General features: G+C 70.5%; 12 protein-coding genes. 6 read left to right on the forward strand and 6 right to left on the reverse strand.

The genetic code is table 11. The annotated features are described in order from the left end of the window. Positions 1-12: 12 nt before the first annotated feature. Both I1A62_RS42180 and I1A62_RS42185 read right to left on the reverse strand, forming a co-directional pair. A complete protein-coding gene (locus I1A62_RS42180; protein WP_124390347.1) occupies positions 13-321 on the reverse strand; it encodes an MGMT family protein in 309 nt (102 codons plus the stop codon). Next, positions 321-1,106, reverse strand: coding sequence for an alpha/beta fold hydrolase (locus I1A62_RS42185; RefSeq protein WP_124390346.1), 786 nt, complete (start codon positions 1,104-1,106; stop codon positions 321-323). Before I1A62_RS42185 ends, I1A62_RS42180 begins: the two co-directional genes overlap by 1 nt. Positions 1,107-1,162: 56 nt before the next feature. Here I1A62_RS42185 and I1A62_RS42190 point away from each other — a divergent pair, with 56 nt between their 5' ends. Further along, positions 1,163-4,459, forward strand: coding sequence for an ATP-dependent DNA helicase (locus I1A62_RS42190; RefSeq protein WP_124390345.1), 3,297 nt, complete (start codon positions 1,163-1,165; stop codon positions 4,457-4,459). Further along, the gene (locus I1A62_RS42195; RefSeq protein ID WP_219458024.1) at positions 4,456-7,803 is read left to right on the forward strand and encodes an ATP-dependent helicase; all 3,348 of its coding nucleotides are present in this window, start codon (positions 4,456-4,458) and stop codon (positions 7,801-7,803) included. Before I1A62_RS42190 ends, I1A62_RS42195 begins: the two co-directional genes overlap by 4 nt. On the opposite strand, the gene I1A62_RS42200 is transcribed toward I1A62_RS42195, so the two are convergent. Further along, positions 7,781-8,179: a MauE/DoxX family redox-associated membrane protein gene (locus I1A62_RS42200; RefSeq protein WP_124390343.1), complete on the reverse strand. Its 399-nt coding sequence runs from the start codon at positions 8,177-8,179 to the stop codon at positions 7,781-7,783. The genes I1A62_RS42195 and I1A62_RS42200 overlap by 23 nt on opposite strands. A gap of 121 nt (positions 8,180-8,300) precedes the next feature. Here I1A62_RS42200 and I1A62_RS42205 point away from each other — a divergent pair, with 121 nt between their 5' ends. Beyond that, complete coding sequence (locus tag I1A62_RS42205) at positions 8,301-9,368, forward strand: TrkA family potassium uptake protein (protein ID WP_219458025.1); 1,068 nt, start codon at positions 8,301-8,303, stop codon at positions 9,366-9,368. 20 nt (positions 9,369-9,388) lie between these two features. Continuing rightward, positions 9,389-10,300 carry an NAD(+) diphosphatase gene (gene nudC, locus I1A62_RS42210; RefSeq protein WP_219458027.1) on the forward strand — a complete coding sequence of 304 codons (912 nt, stop codon included), beginning with the start codon at positions 9,389-9,391 and terminating at the stop codon, positions 10,298-10,300. Here the strand turns inward: nudC and I1A62_RS42215 are convergent. Beyond that, positions 10,297-10,551, reverse strand: coding sequence for a mycoredoxin (locus I1A62_RS42215; RefSeq protein ID WP_015890142.1), 255 nt, complete (start codon positions 10,549-10,551; stop codon positions 10,297-10,299). The genes nudC and I1A62_RS42215 overlap by 4 nt on opposite strands. An 80-nt stretch (positions 10,552-10,631) precedes the next feature. Here I1A62_RS42215 and I1A62_RS42220 point away from each other — a divergent pair, with 80 nt between their 5' ends. Together I1A62_RS42220 and I1A62_RS42225 are read left to right on the forward strand one after the other, a co-directional pair. Further along, positions 10,632-12,770, forward strand: a complete 2,139-nt coding sequence (locus tag I1A62_RS42220) for an ATP-dependent DNA helicase UvrD2 (RefSeq protein WP_219461719.1) — start codon at positions 10,632-10,634, stop codon at positions 12,768-12,770. A 451-nt stretch (positions 12,771-13,221) separates the two neighbouring features. Then, on the forward strand, positions 13,222-13,563 hold the full coding sequence (locus I1A62_RS42225; protein WP_072937673.1) for a WhiB family transcriptional regulator: 342 nt from the start codon (positions 13,222-13,224) through the stop codon (positions 13,561-13,563). Between the two features lie 41 nt (positions 13,564-13,604). Here the strand turns inward: I1A62_RS42225 and I1A62_RS42230 are convergent, their stop codons facing one another. Next, positions 13,605-14,942, reverse strand: a complete 1,338-nt coding sequence (locus I1A62_RS42230; protein WP_124390406.1) for an AarF/ABC1/UbiB kinase family protein — start codon at positions 14,940-14,942, stop codon at positions 13,605-13,607. After that, positions 14,942-15,832, reverse strand: a complete 891-nt coding sequence (locus I1A62_RS42235; RefSeq protein ID WP_124390339.1) for a hypothetical protein — start codon at positions 15,830-15,832, stop codon at positions 14,942-14,944. Before I1A62_RS42235 ends, I1A62_RS42230 begins: the two co-directional genes overlap by 1 nt. Positions 15,833-15,838 lie beyond the last annotated feature (6 nt).

Here is a 15,838-nt window from a genome sequence, read left to right on the forward strand (position 1 = left end):
GGCGGGTGACCGTCAGCCGGGCGGATCGAACCGGTACCGCGCCGCCGCGAGATCCACGCGGCCGTCCCGGATGGGCGCGCCCTCGAGTTCGAGCTTCGCGATCTGCTTGTGCGCGAGGTGCGGCGCCGGCCGCCCCGAGGCGCCCAGCACGCGGTGCCAGGGGAGGTCGGCGGAGTCGGTGCGCATGATCCAGCCCACCGTCCGCGCACTGGACAGCCCGGCCGCCGCGGCGATGTCGCCGTAGGTGGCCACCCGGCCCGGCGGAATCGACGCGACCAGCGCGCGGACCGCCTCGACCTGTTCTTCCGTCGTCGCGACCATCAGAGAAGTGTGCGGATGAGCGCGGCCACCTCGTCGGGCCGGGCCTGCGGCACCATGTGATCGCAGTCGAGGTCGACGGCGGTGAGGTTGTCGCCCAGGTGGTCGACGAGGGCCTTGCGGAACTCGGGTGTGACGTACGGCGGCTGCACCTTCGACGCCTGCACGAGCACGGTCGGCAGATGCGCGGGCGGCAGGACCGCCTCGCGGGCCAGTTCGCCCCACGCCGTCACGACGGCCGGGGTGGACAGTCGCCAGTTGACCCGGCCGTTCTCGAGGGGCACGAGGTGTTCGGCGATCTCGTCCTCGAGGACGTCGCGGGCCACCTCGCCCCACGAGCCGTGCAGCTTGTCGGACCGGGCCTCCTCGACGTCGGTGTAGTCGGGGGAGGAGATGGTGAGATCGGCCACCGACCGCATCTGCGCGGGATCGAGCCCGATCGCCGGGTCGAGCAGCACGAGGCCGCGGACCCGGTCGGGGACGGTGCGTGCCAAGTGCAGCGCCAGGGCGCACCCGAACGAGTGGCCCACCACCAGGACCGGTCCCCGGGCGTGCGCGTCGAGGGTGTCGACGAGGCTCCCGACGTGGGCCTCGAGGTTCCACGGCGGCGACCACGTCGAGCGGCCGTGCCCGAGCAGGTCGGGGGAGATCCACCGGGCGTCGGGCAGCTGGTCGGTGGCCAGCGCCTCCCACCGTCTGCCGTGGCCGGTGAGTCCGTGCAGGGCGAGGATCTCCGTGCCGTCCTCGGCGCCGAACAGGTACGTATTCAGTGCTGACACGTGACCCATGATGCCGGATCGGGCCGCCGCCGGAGATGTCGGACCGTTCTGGTGGAATGCTGCCCATGACGGAATCGGCGGTGCGCACCAGGACGTCGGCTCCCCGGGCCCGGCTCGTGCACCGCCCGAGCCCCGACCGCCCGGCCCGGGTGTGGGACGACTCCACGCAGCGGGTCCTCACCGCCCCGCCCCTCGGCCTGGGCTGGAATCCCTGGCAGGTGCTCGGCGGCCCGGGAACCGGCAAGACGTCGCTGCTCGTCGATGTGGCGGTGGACCGGATCGCCGGCGGCGAAGACCCGGAGTCGGTGCTCGTCCTGACGCAGTCGAAGCGTGCGGCGGGCCGGGTGCGCGAAGAGGTGACCGCCGCCCTCATCGGTCACGACGAGCACCACGGGCCCCGGGCCACGCGCGAACCGCTCGTCCGCACCGTCCACTCCTACGCGTTCGCGGTGCTGCGGTTGCAGGCCGCCGCCCACGGCAATCCGCCGCCGCGCCTCATCACCGGCGCCGAGCAGGACGCCGTCCTCCGCGAGATGCTGCAGGGCGACATCGAAGACGGCGGCGAGATGTGGCCCGACCGTCTGCGTCCCGCACTGGCGCTGGGCGGCTTCGCCGTCGAACTGCGCGACCTCATGTTGCGCTCGAGTGAGCGGGGTCTCGGCCCGGAAGATCTCATCAAGCTGGGCCGGCGGCACGACCGCTCCGAGTGGGTGGCGGCGGGCAGGTTCGCCGCCCGGTACGAGCACGGCATGCTGCTGCGCGGAGCGGTGGGTGTCGAGGCCCCCGAGGCCACGGCGCCGGCGCTGGACGCGGCCGAACTCATCGGTGCGGCCCTCACCGCGTTCGCCACCGACCCGGACCTGTTGCGCGCGGAACGGGCCCGGGTGCGGCACCTGCTCGTCGACGACGCCCAGCACCTCGATCCGCAGGCCGCGGAACTGGTCAGGCTCGTCGGCACCGGTACCCGTACCACGGTCGTGGCCGGTGACCCGGACCAGTCGATCTACGGGTTCCGCGGGGCCGACCCCACGTTCCTCGCCGACCTGGCCGACAAGGGCGACCCGCGGCAGGTGCTGCTACCGGTCAACTTTCGCAGTTCGGCGGAGGTCGCGACCACCGCGGCCCGGATCACGTCCCGCCTGCCGGGGCATCTGCCCCACCGGATCTGGACCCCGTCGCAGGACGGCGGAAGGACGTCGGTCCGGGTCCTGGGCACCGCGGCGAAGGAGGCGGCGCTGATCGCCGACACCCTGCGCCGCGCCCACCTCCTCGACGGGGTGCCGTGGTCGGAGATGGCGGTGATCGTGCGTTCGGTTCCGCGGGCGCTGGCTCCGCTCCGGCGGGCGCTGCTGGGTGCGGGTGTGCCCGTCACCACCGCGGCCTCCGAGTTGCCGCTGGCTCGTCAGCACGGGGTGTCGGGGCTGATGCTGGTGCTGCGGGCACTGTCGGGGCAGGAATTCACGGGCGAGGACGCGCTCGCCCTGCTCGCAGGCCCGGTCGGCGGCGCGGAACCCGTGGCGCTCCGGCGTCTTCGCCGGGGTCTGCGGCGCGCCGAGCTGGCCTCCGGCGGCGACCGCGACTCCGCGGAACTGCTCCGTCTCCTGCTGGTCGGCGAGACGGACAGCACCCGCAGGGTCACGGCGAAGCTGACCGACGTCGAAGCGGCGTCCCTGAACCGGGTGCTGTCCGTGCTGCGCAAGGCGAGGGTTCCGCTCGAGCGGGGTCGCGGCATCGAGGACGTGCTGTGGGCGGCGTGGCAGGCCACCGGACTCGAACGTCGCTGGGCGGCGGCGTCCGCCCGCGGCGGTCCGATCGGGGCGCAGGCCGACCGCGACCTCGACGCCGTGGTCGCCCTGTTCGACGCCGCGGCGAGTTACGTCGACCGTCTCCCTCGCGCGCAGCTCGCCGGGTTCGTCGACTACCTGACCGGGCAGGCGATTCCCACCGCGCGCACTGTCTCCGTCGTTCCGGCCGACGCCGTGTCGGTGCTCAGCGCCCACTCCGCCGCCGGCCGTGAATGGGACGTCGTCGCGGTCGCCGGGGTGCAGGAAGGGCTGTGGCCGAGCCTGCGGGCCCGCGGAAGCCTGCTCGGCACCGAGGCGCTGATCGACCTCACGGGCGGCGTGTCCGACGGCAGCGAGACCGCGGCCGACCGGATGTCGCGCACCGCACCGCTGCTCGCCGAGGAACGTCGGCTGTTCCTGGTGGCGTGCAGCCGGGCGAGGCGGAGTCTGCTGGTCACCGCGGTCGACTCGGCCAGCGGCGACGCCGATCTCGTCCACTCCCGTTTCGTCGACGAACTGCTCGCCGGAGAACAGGATCCGGACGTCGAGGAGGCGGTCGTGCCCGCGGACGATCCGGCGACCCGGGTCCTGGCCCTGCCCGCCCTCGTCGCCGAACTGCGCAGCGTGGTCTGCGATCCGGACGTCGCCGACTTCGACCCCGCCCGCCAGGAACGCGCCGCCCGCCAACTCGCCCGGCTCGCCGAAGCCGGAGTGCGCGGCGCACACCCGGACCAGTGGTACGGCACCGCCGAACCGAGCACCGGGGTGGCGTTGTGGAACGCGGAGGACGGACCGGTGTCGCTGTCGCCGTCCACCGTCGACCTGCTCAACACCTGCCCGTTGCGGTGGCTGCTCGAACGCCACGGCGGCCGGGACGGCGACAACACCCACGCCATCGCCGGAACGCTCGTGCACACGCTGGTGCAGGCGCTCGCAGGCCGCATCCCACCCGATCAGGTGGAACGTGCGCTCGAGAACGCCTGGGAATCGATCGATCTCGGCTCCCAGTGGTACTCGCGGCGCGAACTCGACCGCACCCGGGACATGCTCGCCACGTTCACCGCCTGGCTCGGGAACACCCGGTCCGAACTCACCGAGGTCGGCGTCGAGGTGGCCGTCGACGGCGTCCTCGAGCCGCGCGAGGAGGGTTCCCCGAAGATCCGGCTGCGGGGGCGGATCGACCGGCTCGAACGCGACGCCGAGGGCAGGCCCGTGATCGTCGACGTGAAGACCGCCCGCTCACCCGTCACCAAGGACGACGCCCAGCAGCACGCCCAGCTGGCGGCCTACCAGGTGGCGGCGGCCACCGGTGCGATCGACGGGGAGCCGGCGTCGAAACCCGGTGGGGCGCGGCTGGTCTTCGTCGCCAAACCGCACAAGAAGGAAGGCGCGACGCAGCGGGTGCAGGCACCGCTGTCGGAGGAGGACCTCGAGACGTGGCTCGCGGTCATCCATGCGGCGGCGGCCGCCACCAAGGGTCCGGAGTTCCTCGCCCGCGTCAACGACGGATGCAGGCACTGCCCGGTGCGGACGAGTTGTCCCGCGCACGACGAGGGACGGCAGGTGACGTCGGAATGACCATCCGAATCGACCCGGTGGAACTCGCGATCGGACTGGGGCAGCATCCGCCGACCCCGGAACAGGCCGCCGTCATCGCGGCCCCCCTCGGCCCGACCCTCGTCGTCGCGGGGGCAGGCGCGGGCAAGACCGAGACGATGGCCGCCCGCGTCGTGTGGCTGGTGGCCAACGGGGTCGTCGACCCCGAGGCGGTGCTGGGTCTGACGTTCACCCGCAAGGCGGCGCAGCAGCTGACCGCCCGGATCAGGAAACGCCTTGCCCGGCTTGCGGGTTCGGACCTGCTCCGCCGGGTCGACCCGAGCGGTGACCTCCGGTCGCGCATCCTCGCCGGCGAACCGGAGGTCAGCACGTACCACTCCTACGCCGGGCGATTGCTGTCCGAGCACGGGCTCCTGCTGCCCATCGAACCGTCGGCGACGCTGCTGTCGGAGACGGAACTGTGGCAGCTGGCGCACCGGGTGGTCAGCTCGTGGGACGGCGACCTCGACACCGACAGAAATCCGGCGTCCGTCACCGAGGCGGTCCTCGCGCTGGCCGGGCAGCTCGCCGAGCACCTCGTTGAACCGGACGATCTGCGGGAGGCGCACACCGAACTCGACAAGCTCGTCCACACCCTGCCCGCCGGACCGCGGCAGCGCGGCGGTCCTGGCAAGGAACTGCTCGACATCCTCGACACCCAGCACCGCCGGGTCGAACTGCTGCCGCTGGTGCAGCGGCTCGCGGACACCCTGCGACGGGAAGGCGCGCTCGACTTCGGCAGCCAGATGTCGCTGGCGGCACGCGTAGCCGCGGACCACCCCGAGGTCGGCCTCGCCGAGCGCACCCGTTTCCGGGTGGTGCTGCTCGACGAGTACCAGGACACGGGACACGCGCAGCGGGTGTTGCTGTCGTCGCTGTTCGGCGGCGGCCTCGACGGCGAACTCGCGCTCACCGCGGTGGGCGATCCCATGCAGTCGATCTACGGCTGGCGTGGAGCGTCGGCCGCCAACCTGCCCCGCTTCGCCACGGATTTCCCACTGACGAACGGGGATCCGGCGCCGACGCTGGAACTGCTCACCAGCTGGCGCAACCCGCCGGAGGCTCTGGCGCTGGCCAACATGGCGTCGGCGTCCCTGCGGGAGCGGGGTGTGGCGGTCAGCATGCTGCGGGCGCGACCGCAGGCCGTACCCGGGGACGTTCGGCTGGCCCTCACCGGCGACGTCGTGCAGGAACGGGAATGGGTGGCCGACCGCATCGCCGAACAGTACGCGGACGCCGCGGACCGGGGCGATGATCCGCCGACCGCCGCGGTGCTTATCCGCCGCAACGCCGACGCGGCACCGATCGCGGAGGTGCTGCGGTCGCGGGGTCTGCCGGTCGAGGTCGTCGGTCTCGGCGGTCTGCTCCACACGCCCGAGGTGGCCGACGTCATCGCGATGCTCCGGGTCGTCGCCGACCCGATGGCGGGCAGTGCCGCCGTTCGGATGCTGACCGGGGCTCGCTGGCAGATCGGGGCCGCCGACCTGACGGCGCTGTCGCGGCGAGCGTCCGAACTGGCCATCGGAACGGGCTACGGAACCACCGGCGCCGTCACGGATTCGGCCGCCCTGGCCGACGCCGTCGGCGAGGCGATGCCCGGTGAACACGCGGAGCAGGCGGGGCTGGCCGACGCGCTGGCGGATCCCGGCCCAGCCGAACGCTATTCGCAGGTCGGCTACGCACGGATCACCGCGGTGGCGGCGGAGTTGGCGTCCCTGCGCGAGCGGATCGGGCAGCCACTCACCGAATTGGTGGCCGAGGTCGAACGGGTGCTGGGGATCGGCATCGAAGCGCAGGCCCGGACGCGGCAATCGGCGCGGGGGAGTGCGGGGCGTGAACATCTCGACGCCTTCGCCGACGTCGTCGCCGGTTACGCGAACCGCACGTCGGCCACCGTCACGGGACTGCTCGCCTTCCTGTCCGCCGCGGAATCGGTCGAAAAAGGCCTGGCGCCCGGCGAAGTCGAGGTGGACCCGCACCGCGTCCAGGTGCTGACCGTGCACTCTGCGAAGGGGCTGGAGTGGGAAGTGGTGGCGGTGCCGCACCTCACGGCCGGTGTCTTTCCGTCGCGGACCGCGTCCGGGTCCTGGCTCGGTGCGCTCGGCGAACTGCCGCCGTCGCTGCGCGGAGACCGGGCGCGGCCGGGGGAGTCGGCCGACGGCGTGCCCGTCCTCGACCTCGAGAACCTGTACGACCGGAAAGACCTCGAGGAGGCCGTGAGGGCGCACAAATCGGCGCTGGCGGCCCGCCGACTCGACGAGGACCGCCGGTTGTTCTACGTCGCCCTCACCCGTACGGAACGGGTGCTGTTCGCGTCGGGTCACCACTGGGCAGAATCGGGAACCGAGCCGAAGGGGCCGTCGGAGTTCCTCACCGAACTGCGCGACACGGTGACGGACGAGCAGCACGAGGGCATCGGCACCGTCGATCTCTGGGCGCCCGCACCCGAACCCGAGGAGCAGAACCTGCTGACCAGCACCCCCAAGTCGGCGGTGTGGCCGCGGGATCCGCTCGGGCTCCGCCGGGAGTCGGTCGAGCGCGGTGCGGCGCTGGTCGTCGCGGCGCTGAAGAACGTCGGCAAGCAGGCGCCGGCGGACGAGGACGACGATCCCGAGAACTGGGCGGCCGACGTCGACGCCCTCCTCGCGGAGCGGGAAGCGCGTGCCAACGCCCGCACCGAGGTGGTGTTACCCGGCCAGCTGTCGGTGAGCCAGCTCGTCGAACTCGAGGCCGACCCGGACGCCCTGGCCGCCCGGCTGCGGCGGCCGCTGCCGTTCCCGCCGAATCCGCTCGCCCGGCGCGGCACCGCGTTCCACGCCTGGGTGGAGCGCCGCTTCGGGGCCACCCGGCTGCTCGACCTCGACGAGCTGCCCGGTGCCGCCGACACGGGTGCGGGCCCGGATGCCGACCTCGCGACGTTGCAGGACGCGTTCCTGCGCTCGCCGTGGGCTGACCGCAACCCGACGGAGGTCGAGGTGCCGTTCGAGACTTCGGTGGCGGGGACGGTGCTGAGGGGACGGATCGACGCGGTGTTCACCGACCCCGACGGCGGATGGACGGTGATCGACTGGAAGACCGGTGCCGAACCGAGCGCGGCCAACGAGAAGGCCGTCGTGATGCAACTCGCCGCGTACCGGCTGGCGTGGGCCGAACTGATGGACGTTCCGATCGAGCGGGTGCGCGCCGCATTCCATTACGTGCGGACCGGACGGACGATCGCGCCGGACCGTCTGCCCGGCGCCGACGCGCTCGCCCGCCTCCTCCGTACCGCCGGCGCCGGCGACGGTGGTCCCGAGGACGACCTCAGGCGTGACGCCGAGCTTTGAGGGCCTCGGTGACCAACGGGATCTGCAGCGGAAGACGCAGCAGCGCACCGGTTTTCTGCACGGTCGTCGTCTTCGGGCTCTTCAGCCAGTCCGCTGCCATGTTGATGTTGGCGGGGAAGACGGCGACGAACAGCAGTGCGGCGAGACCGCCACCGAGCCTGCGCGTGCGCGGCACGGCCAGCGCGGTGCCGATGGCGAGTTCGGCGACCCCGGACACGTAGGTGTAGGTGCGCGCGTCGCCCGGCAACTGCGTGGGGACCGTGGAATCGAAGAACTTCGGGGCGACGAAGTGCATCGTGCCCGCGCCCAGCAGCAGTGCGGCGAGACGGAGTGCGGGCTTCTGGCTCGGTCGTGGTGTGACGCTCTCTCGTTGCATGACGCCAGCTTGCCCGAACCACCCGGTTCGCGACAACGGGGCTCCGACGTGTGTCCGGTGGGACAATCGGGGTTAGGCTGCCAGCCGATGTCGGAGTTCAGTGCAACGTGGAGACAAACATATGGCCGGTAGGCTGCGTGAGAGATTGACCAGGTCGGACACCCTCACTGACCGGCCGGACTTCGCGTTGGTGGGTGTGCTCCGGATTCCGGAGTTGCAGACGAGTCCGGCGCGGGCGATCTACCGCCGGGTGGGGATCGCCCTGGCGGCGTTGGCGTTGGCGGTTCTCATCGTCTACATCGACCGGGCGGGCTACCGCGACGTGCAGGACAACGAACTGTCGTTGCTCGACTGCATCTATTACGCGACGGTGTCGTTGTCGACGACGGGATACGGCGACATCACGCCGTTCACACCGTCGGCGAGGCTCGTCAACGTCCTCCTGATCACGCCACTTCGAATCTTCTTCCTCATCGTCCTGGTCGGTACGACTCTCTCCGCGCTCACGGCGAGCTCCCGGCAGGCGTTCAAAATTCAGCGTTGGAGGCAGCACGTGCGCAATCACACCGTGGTGATCGGCTACGGAACCAAGGGACGCACCGCGATCGACGCGATGCTCGGCGACGACGTTCCGCCGTCGGAGATCGTGGTGGTCGATACCGACCACGCCGTGCTCGACTCGGCGGCCAGCAAAGGCCTCGTCACGGTCCACGGATCCGCCACCAAATCGGACGTGCTCCGGTTGGCGGGCGCGCAGAACGCGTCGGCCATCATCGTCGCCGCCAACCGCGACGACACCGCGGTGCTGGTGACGCTGACGGCGCGCGAGATCGCCCCGAAGGCGAAGATCGTCGCCGCGATCCGAGAATCCGAGAACACGCATCTGCTCCGGCAGTCCGGCGCCGACTCGGTGGTCGTGTCCTCCGAGACCGCGGGCCGGCTCCTCGGCATCGCCACGAAGACGCCGAGCGTCGTCGAGATGATGGAGGACCTCCTGACACCGGAGGCGGGTTTCGCGATCGCGGAACGTCCCGTGGAGCGGGACGAGATCGGCGGCTCCCCGCGTCACCTCGCGGACATCGTGCTCGGTGTGGTGCGGGACGGCCGGTTGATCCGGGTCGGCTCGCCGGAGGTCGATTCCATCGAGGAGAACGACCGACTGCTGTACATCCGTCGGGTCGCCAGCTGATCGGCAGTAGTGTCGACGGCGTGACTGCATTCCGGCTCAACGACACCCCGCTCCTGTCCCGCTCCGCCGTCGGGCGGGCCGAGGAATTGCGTTCGGACACGGACGCGCTGCGAGCGGGCTGGCGAGATGCGCTGCTGCTGCGCGTCAATCACCGCGGACAGGTGCGGGTGGGGGACGACGGTCTGGTGTTCGCGGATGCCACCGAACTCGGCCCCGAACCGAAACCGGGGGCGGTGTTCCTCGGCATCCGCAAGGACCGGCACGTGTGGGCGGTGCGGGTGCAGGCGCTGACCGGCGAGCTGGCCGATCTCCGGATTCTCGGCGGCACGCTGGACGACGCCGACGCCGGCGTGCTCACCGGCGCCCTCGCGATGCTCAACTGGCACGACAGTGCGGGTTTCAGTGCGCTCGACGGCGCGGCGTCGGAGCCGACGATGTCGGGGTGGTCGCGTATCTCGACGAGCACCGGTCACGAAGAATTTCCTCGCACCGATCCGGCGGTCATCTGCCTCGTGCACGACGGCGGGGATCGTGTGCTCCTGGCCCGGCAGCCCACGTGGCCGCCGCGACGGTTCTCGATCCTGGCCGGATTCGTCGAGGCCGGTGAATCCCTCGAGACGTGCGTCGTCCGGGAGATCAAGGAAGAGGTGGGCGTCGACGTCCGTGACGTGCGCTACCTCGGCAGCCAGCCGTGGCCGTTTCCCCGTTCGGTGATGATCGGGTTCGCGGCCGTCGGCGATCCCGACGCCCCGCTGACGTTCGCGGACGGCGAGATCGCCGAGGCCCGGTGGTTCACCCGGGACGAGGTGCGCACGGCACTCGAACTCGGCGACTGGGCGTCGGACACCGACGCCGCGCTGCTGCTCCCGGGCTCGATTTCCATCGCGCGCGGAATCATCGAGTCCTGGACTGCGGCAGCGACGGAGTCCTAGACGCCGAGAAGCTGCTTGACCTGCGCCAGCGACGGATTGGTCGCGGTGCTGCCGTCGGCGAACTTGACGGTGGGAACGACGTGGTTGCCGCCGTTGACGCTGCCGACGAACTCCGCCGACGCCGGATCGTCCTCGATGTCGATCTCCACGTAGCCGATGCCGGATTCGTCCAGCTGCGTCTTCAGGCGTCGGCAGTAGCCGCACCAGGTGGTGGAGTAGATGGTCAGGGCGGGGGTGTCGGTAGCAGTCACGGCGCATATAACACCACGAGTCCGCTGTGTGTTCCCACTGCGGTGCTCGTCCGCTTCGCGCCGTGTCGGTTGCCCCTGTCATGATGGACGCCATGTCAGCAGCCGGCGCAGCAGAGGTGACGACTACCGGTCTCGATCCCGAACAGTCCGCAGCGGTCCTCGCTCCCCGGGGGCCGGTGTGCGTGCTGGCGGGGGCCGGAACAGGCAAGACCCGGACCATCACCCGGCGGATCGCGCATCTCGTGGCCAGCGGGCACGTCGCCGCGGGGCAGGTGCTGGCGGTCACGTTCACGGCGCGCGCGGCAGGCGAGATGCGCGGGCGGCTGCGCAGCCTGGGGATCGGCGACGGGGGAGCGCAGGTCCAGGCGCGCACGTTCCACGCCGCCGCGCTGCGGCAGTTGCGGTACTTCTGGCCGCAGGTGATCGGCGACACGGAATGGCGGCTGCTGGACCGCAAGTTCGCGGTCGTGTCGTCCGCCGCCGGACGGGTCGGGCTGTCCACCAGCACGGAGAGCATCCGGGACCTGGCGAGTGAGATCGAATGGGCCAAGGCGTCGCTGATCGCGCCCGAGGACTACCCGCGTGCGGTGGCGAAGTTGCGCCGGGAGGCGCCGGTCGACGCCGCGAAGGTCGCCGAGGTGTATCACGGCTACGAACAGCTCAAGGCCCGCGGCCAGGACGGGATGCTCCTCGATTTCGACGACCTCCTGCTCCACACGGCGGCGGCACTCGAAGAGCATTCGGCGGTCGCCGAGGAGTTCCGCGACCGTTACCGCTGCTTCGTCGTCGACGAATACCAGGACGTCACCCCGCTGCAGCAGCGTGTCCTCGACGCCTGGCTCGGGGAGCGGGACGACCTCACCGTCGTCGGCGACGCCAACCAGACCATCTACTCGTTCACCGGCGCCACACCGAACTACCTGCTCGACTTCTCGCGCCGGTTCCCCGAGGCCACCGTCGTGCGCCTCGAGCGCGACTACCGGTCGACCCCCGAGGTCGTGTCGATGGCGAACCGGGTGATCGGAGCGGCGCGCGGCCGGATCGCGGGCACCCGTCTGCAACTGATCGGGCAGCGCGACTCCGGGCCGGAGCCGAGTTTCGTCGAGTTCGACGACGAACCGGCCGAGGCAGCCGGCGTGGCGCGCACGATCAAGCGGCTCATCGCGTCCGGCACCCCGGCGGCGGAGATCGCGGTGCTGTACCGGATCAACGCCCAGTCCGAGGTGCACGAGCAGGCGCTGACGAAACTCGACATCCCGTACCAGGTGCGCGGCGGGGAGGGCTTCTTCACCCGCACCGAGGTGCGTCAGGCCGTGGCGGCGCTGCGCCAGGCCGCGGGCCGCGACGACCTGCCCGACGCGGTCGGCGCCGACCTCGTCACGCTCGTCCGCGCCGTCCTCGTCCCGCTCGGGCTGACGGACGCCGAACCGGCGGGTGCGCAGGCCCGCGAGCGCTGGGCCTCCCTGTCGGCGCTCGTCGCGCTCACCGAGGAACAGCTGACCCAGGATCCGGAGTTGACCCTCGACGCACTGCTGCGCGAGCTCAGTCTGCGGGCGGAGGCGCGGCACCCACCCGTCGTGCAGGGTGTGACCCTCGCGTCCCTGCACGCCGCGAAGGGTCTCGAATGGGACGCCGTGTTCCTCGTCGGCCTCACCGACGGAACACTGCCCATCCAGCACGTGCTCGGCGACTCCAACTCGGCGCCCGACGACGCGGCCGTCGAGGAGGAACGCCGGTTGCTGTACGTCGGCGTCACCCGCGCCCGTGAACACCTGCAGATGTCGTGGGCGCTGTCCCGGAACGAGGGCGGCCGTAAGTCGCGGCGCCGTTCGCGTTTCCTGCACGGACTCATCCCCGAAGACTCGCCTGCCTCGCGGATCGCGGCGCCCGTCAAGAGCAACAAGAAGCGTCCACGGTGCCGGCTCTGCGGAAAACAGCTGATCGGGACGACCGCGACCATGCTCGGTCGCTGCGAGGGATGCCCGTCGAACATCGACATGGAACTGCTCGAATCGCTGCGGTCGTGGCGGCTCGAGAAGTCGAGGGAGCTGAAGGTCCCGGCGTACGTGGTGTTCAGCGACAACACGTTGACGGCTCTCGCCGAGCAGCGCCCGCAGGACGACCGCGGGCTCGTCGCGATCCCCGGGATCGGTGCGAAGAAGCTCGAGCAGTTCGGCGAAGACGTCCTCGATGTGATCAAGGGAAGCGGCAGTCACTGAACGACTTCCGAACGGGTGGGAAGTAGCACCCATCACTGCAGGTCAAAAATAGGTTGTGCGGTTCTGGAGAATTGCCTACTGTGGTTTCAGTGCGCGGGGAGACCCGTGTGGTTCACATCGGATCGAGAAGAAATGGAGGTGGCGGTGAAATGACAAAGTTCCAAGCACATGAGACGGCAGTCGCTGCTGCCTCCGCGTTGTTCGGCATGAACGCGGCGGAACCGGCACCGGCGATTGTCTGGTCGGCAGCCCGTCGTCGTCCCGCAACAGCAGTCGAGTCCGTGTATCGGAGTTGTCGAGGAATTCCTCGGTAGATCAACTCCCACCGTCTTTTCAAGGCCACGGACCCGCATCGCGGACCGTGGCCTTCGTAGTTCGAGCACCTTTTCCGCTCGCAGCCTCGGCTCTGGTTCGCACCCATTTCATCGAACCGAAGAGATCAACCGTCGCAATGAGAGCAGAGGAGAACGACGTGTCTACCGTGACATGCCGAGGGGTATCCGAAACCTCAACCGCCACAAGCGGATTTGTTCAGATAGCTACCGCACGTGGTGACCTGCCGTGCCGGGTCGACGACCCCGACCTGTGGTTCGCGGACTCTCCCACCGAACTGGAGCAGGCGAAGGCGCTGTGCGCGTCCTGCCCGATTCGCTCCCGCTGCCTCGACGCGGCCCTCGATCGAGGTGAGCCGTGGGGCGTGTGGGGTGGGGAGATCTTCGACCAGGGTGTCGTGATCGCCCGCAAGCGTCCGCGTGGACGTCCCCGCAAGACGCCGGCGCTGGTGTGCGCGTAGCACCTGTGAGTACTTCTTAACCGCCCGCGGTTAAGAAGTACTCACAGGTCGGGGTCGACGAACCCGGGGAGCCACCGTGTGAGGATCGCCATGTACGGCGCGTACGCGTCCAGTTGAGCGCAGATCCCCACCGAGCCGACGAGAACCCGGAAGATCATCAGATACTCGGCGGGCAGATTCAGTGCCCGGGCGGTTCGGAACTGCGCACTGTTGAAGTCGGTCGCGGACCCCGCAGCCTTCTGCAGCCAGGCGCGGGTGAAGTGGAACGATTCGGTGCGGATGGGATCGGTGACGGGACGCAGGTAGTCCGCGATCTCCTTGTCGGTCACCGTTCTGCCCGGCAGGACGAATCCGTTGGCGTGCAGCAACTCCGTCAGCTCGTCGAACTCCTCGTGGACTGCCAGCCGGACCATCGCCCCGAGCACCGGTGGAAGACCGTGCGGAAACGGTGCCGCGGCACCGAAATCGATGACCCCCAGGCGGCCGTCGCTGTGCAGCATGAAGTTACCCGGGTGCGGGTCGCAGTGGAGCAGGCCGACGCGGGTGGGGGAGGCGAAGTGGAACTCCGCGAGCAGTGCGCCTGCGGTGTTGCGTTCCTCGGGGGTGCCGCCGGCGATGATGGCCGACAGCGGTTTCGCCGACATCCATTCGGTGACCACCACCTTGGGAGCACTCGCGACGACATGCGGAATCGCGAACTGCGGGTCCCCGTCGTACACCTTCGCGAAGCGGCGCTGATTGTTCGCCTCGATCCGGTAGTCGAGTTCTTCTTCGGTGCGGGCGGTGAATTCGTCGATGACCGGGCGCACGTCGACGCCGGGCATGACCGAGGCGAACAGTCCCGCGAACCGGCCGAGTGTCTTCAGGTCGGCGCGCAGTGCCTCGTCGGCGCCGGGGTACTGAACCTTGACGGCCACGTCGCGGCCGTCGGCCCACACGGCGCGATGCACCTGGCCGATGCTGGCCGATGCGGTCGGGGTGTCGTCGAACGACTGGAACCGCTCCCGCCACTTGGTGCCCAGTTGCTGGTCGAGCATCCGGTGGACGGCCTTCGCGGGCAACGGAGGTGCCTGCGCCTGCAGCTTGTTCAGCGATTCGCGGTAGGGTTCCGCGAACTCCTCGGGGATCGCCGCCTCCATGACGCTGAGCGCCTGCCCCAGTTTCATGGCGCCGCCCTTGAGTTCGCCGAGGACGGCGAACAATTGCTCGGCGGCCCTCGCGCTCAGTTGGGCGTCGATCTCGTCCTTGTCGCCGCCGGTCAGTTTGCGGCCGAACCCCATCGCGGCACGCCCCGCGATCCCCAATGGGATGCTCGCGAGTTTCGCGGTGCGGGCAGAACTCCTGCGGGGGATGTCGGGCACCCCACCATCATGCATCATCACCGATGCCGGTTCGATTCGCCCACGGCGGGCGCCAGATACGTGCAGCTGCAACTCGCCTGCCTCGGCCAGCGCCGCGTCACCAGCCGGTGCGCGCCCAGATCGATCTCGAGCGTGGCGTCGAGACTGCTGGGCGGCGCGCCTCTGGGGGCGGACAAGACGGCCTCGAGTTGGCCCAGTGCGACGGCGGTCGTGGCCATGATCACGGCGGGACTCGCGTGCCCGACCGTCCCGAGGAGCTGAGCGGACAGGTGCGGCCAGTCCTCGTCGTACGCGGCGCGGAGGAGGTCGGCGCACCGCAGGCAACTCGTGTGGCCCGGAAGAACCAGCGGACCGACCACACCGCGACCGTCCCGCAGCCGGACCTGCAGGTGCGGTATCCCGCTCTGAACAAGGTCCGCGGCGAGGCGAGGGTCCGCCACCAGATCGTCCGCGAGCACGACGCACAGGGCGTTCCACCGCCGGACGTCGCCGTCGGCGGAGTAGCGGAACGAGCGGGAGACCCTGATGCCGGCGTCGGTGAGCCCGGCGGACACCGCATCCGACAGCGGTCCGCGCCCGTGCACGCGGATGGTGATCGTGTCCGCGACGGGCGACGTGCCTGCGACGTCGATCAGACCGGCGCGGTCGAGATCGCCGAGCAGCTTCGACACGTCCGTGGGCGCCAGGCCGTACCCGACAGCCGTCCACAGGATGTGCGGCCGAGTGTTCCGGCCGTCGAGCAGCCGGACGACGGCGAGGAGTTGTTCGGTCCGGACTCCGGGCGGCGGGGAGAGAACGAGTGCGCGTTCGGGATCCCAGCCGAACTGCACCCGCCCGTCGGGGCGGACGAGCACGGCGATCCGGGGGTCGAGGGTGACACCGATAGGGTGCGGGTGCTGAATGGTCACCCACCG

Origin of the sequence: Rhodococcus sp. USK10 (assembly GCF_019378875.1) — a bacterium.
GTDB lineage: Bacteria > Actinomycetota > Actinomycetes > Mycobacteriales > Mycobacteriaceae > Rhodococcus_F > Rhodococcus_F pseudokoreensis.

Bases quoted from the DNA above. Each gene is read 5' to 3' on its own strand.
- I1A62_RS42180 (WP_124390347.1), bottom strand. From the start codon at position 321: ATGGTCGCGACGACGGAAGAACAGGTCGAGGCGGTCCGCGCGCTGGTC.
- I1A62_RS42220 (WP_219461719.1), top strand. From the start codon at position 10,632: ATGATGGACGCCATGTCAGCAGCCGGCGCAGCAGAGGTGACGACTACC.
- I1A62_RS42200 (WP_124390343.1), bottom strand. From the start codon at position 8,179: ATGCAACGAGAGAGCGTCACACCACGACCGAGCCAGAAGCCCGCACTC.
- I1A62_RS42185 (WP_124390346.1), bottom strand. From the start codon at position 1,106: ATGGGTCACGTGTCAGCACTGAATACGTACCTGTTCGGCGCCGAGGAC.
- I1A62_RS42195 (WP_219458024.1), top strand. From the start codon at position 4,456: ATGACCATCCGAATCGACCCGGTGGAACTCGCGATCGGACTGGGGCAG.
- I1A62_RS42205 (WP_219458025.1), top strand. From the start codon at position 8,301: ATGGCCGGTAGGCTGCGTGAGAGATTGACCAGGTCGGACACCCTCACT.
- I1A62_RS42225 (WP_072937673.1), top strand. From the start codon at position 13,222: ATGAGAGCAGAGGAGAACGACGTGTCTACCGTGACATGCCGAGGGGTA.
- I1A62_RS42230 (WP_124390406.1), bottom strand. From the start codon at position 14,942: ATGATGCATGATGGTGGGGTGCCCGACATCCCCCGCAGGAGTTCTGCC.
- I1A62_RS42190 (WP_124390345.1), top strand. From the start codon at position 1,163: ATGACGGAATCGGCGGTGCGCACCAGGACGTCGGCTCCCCGGGCCCGG.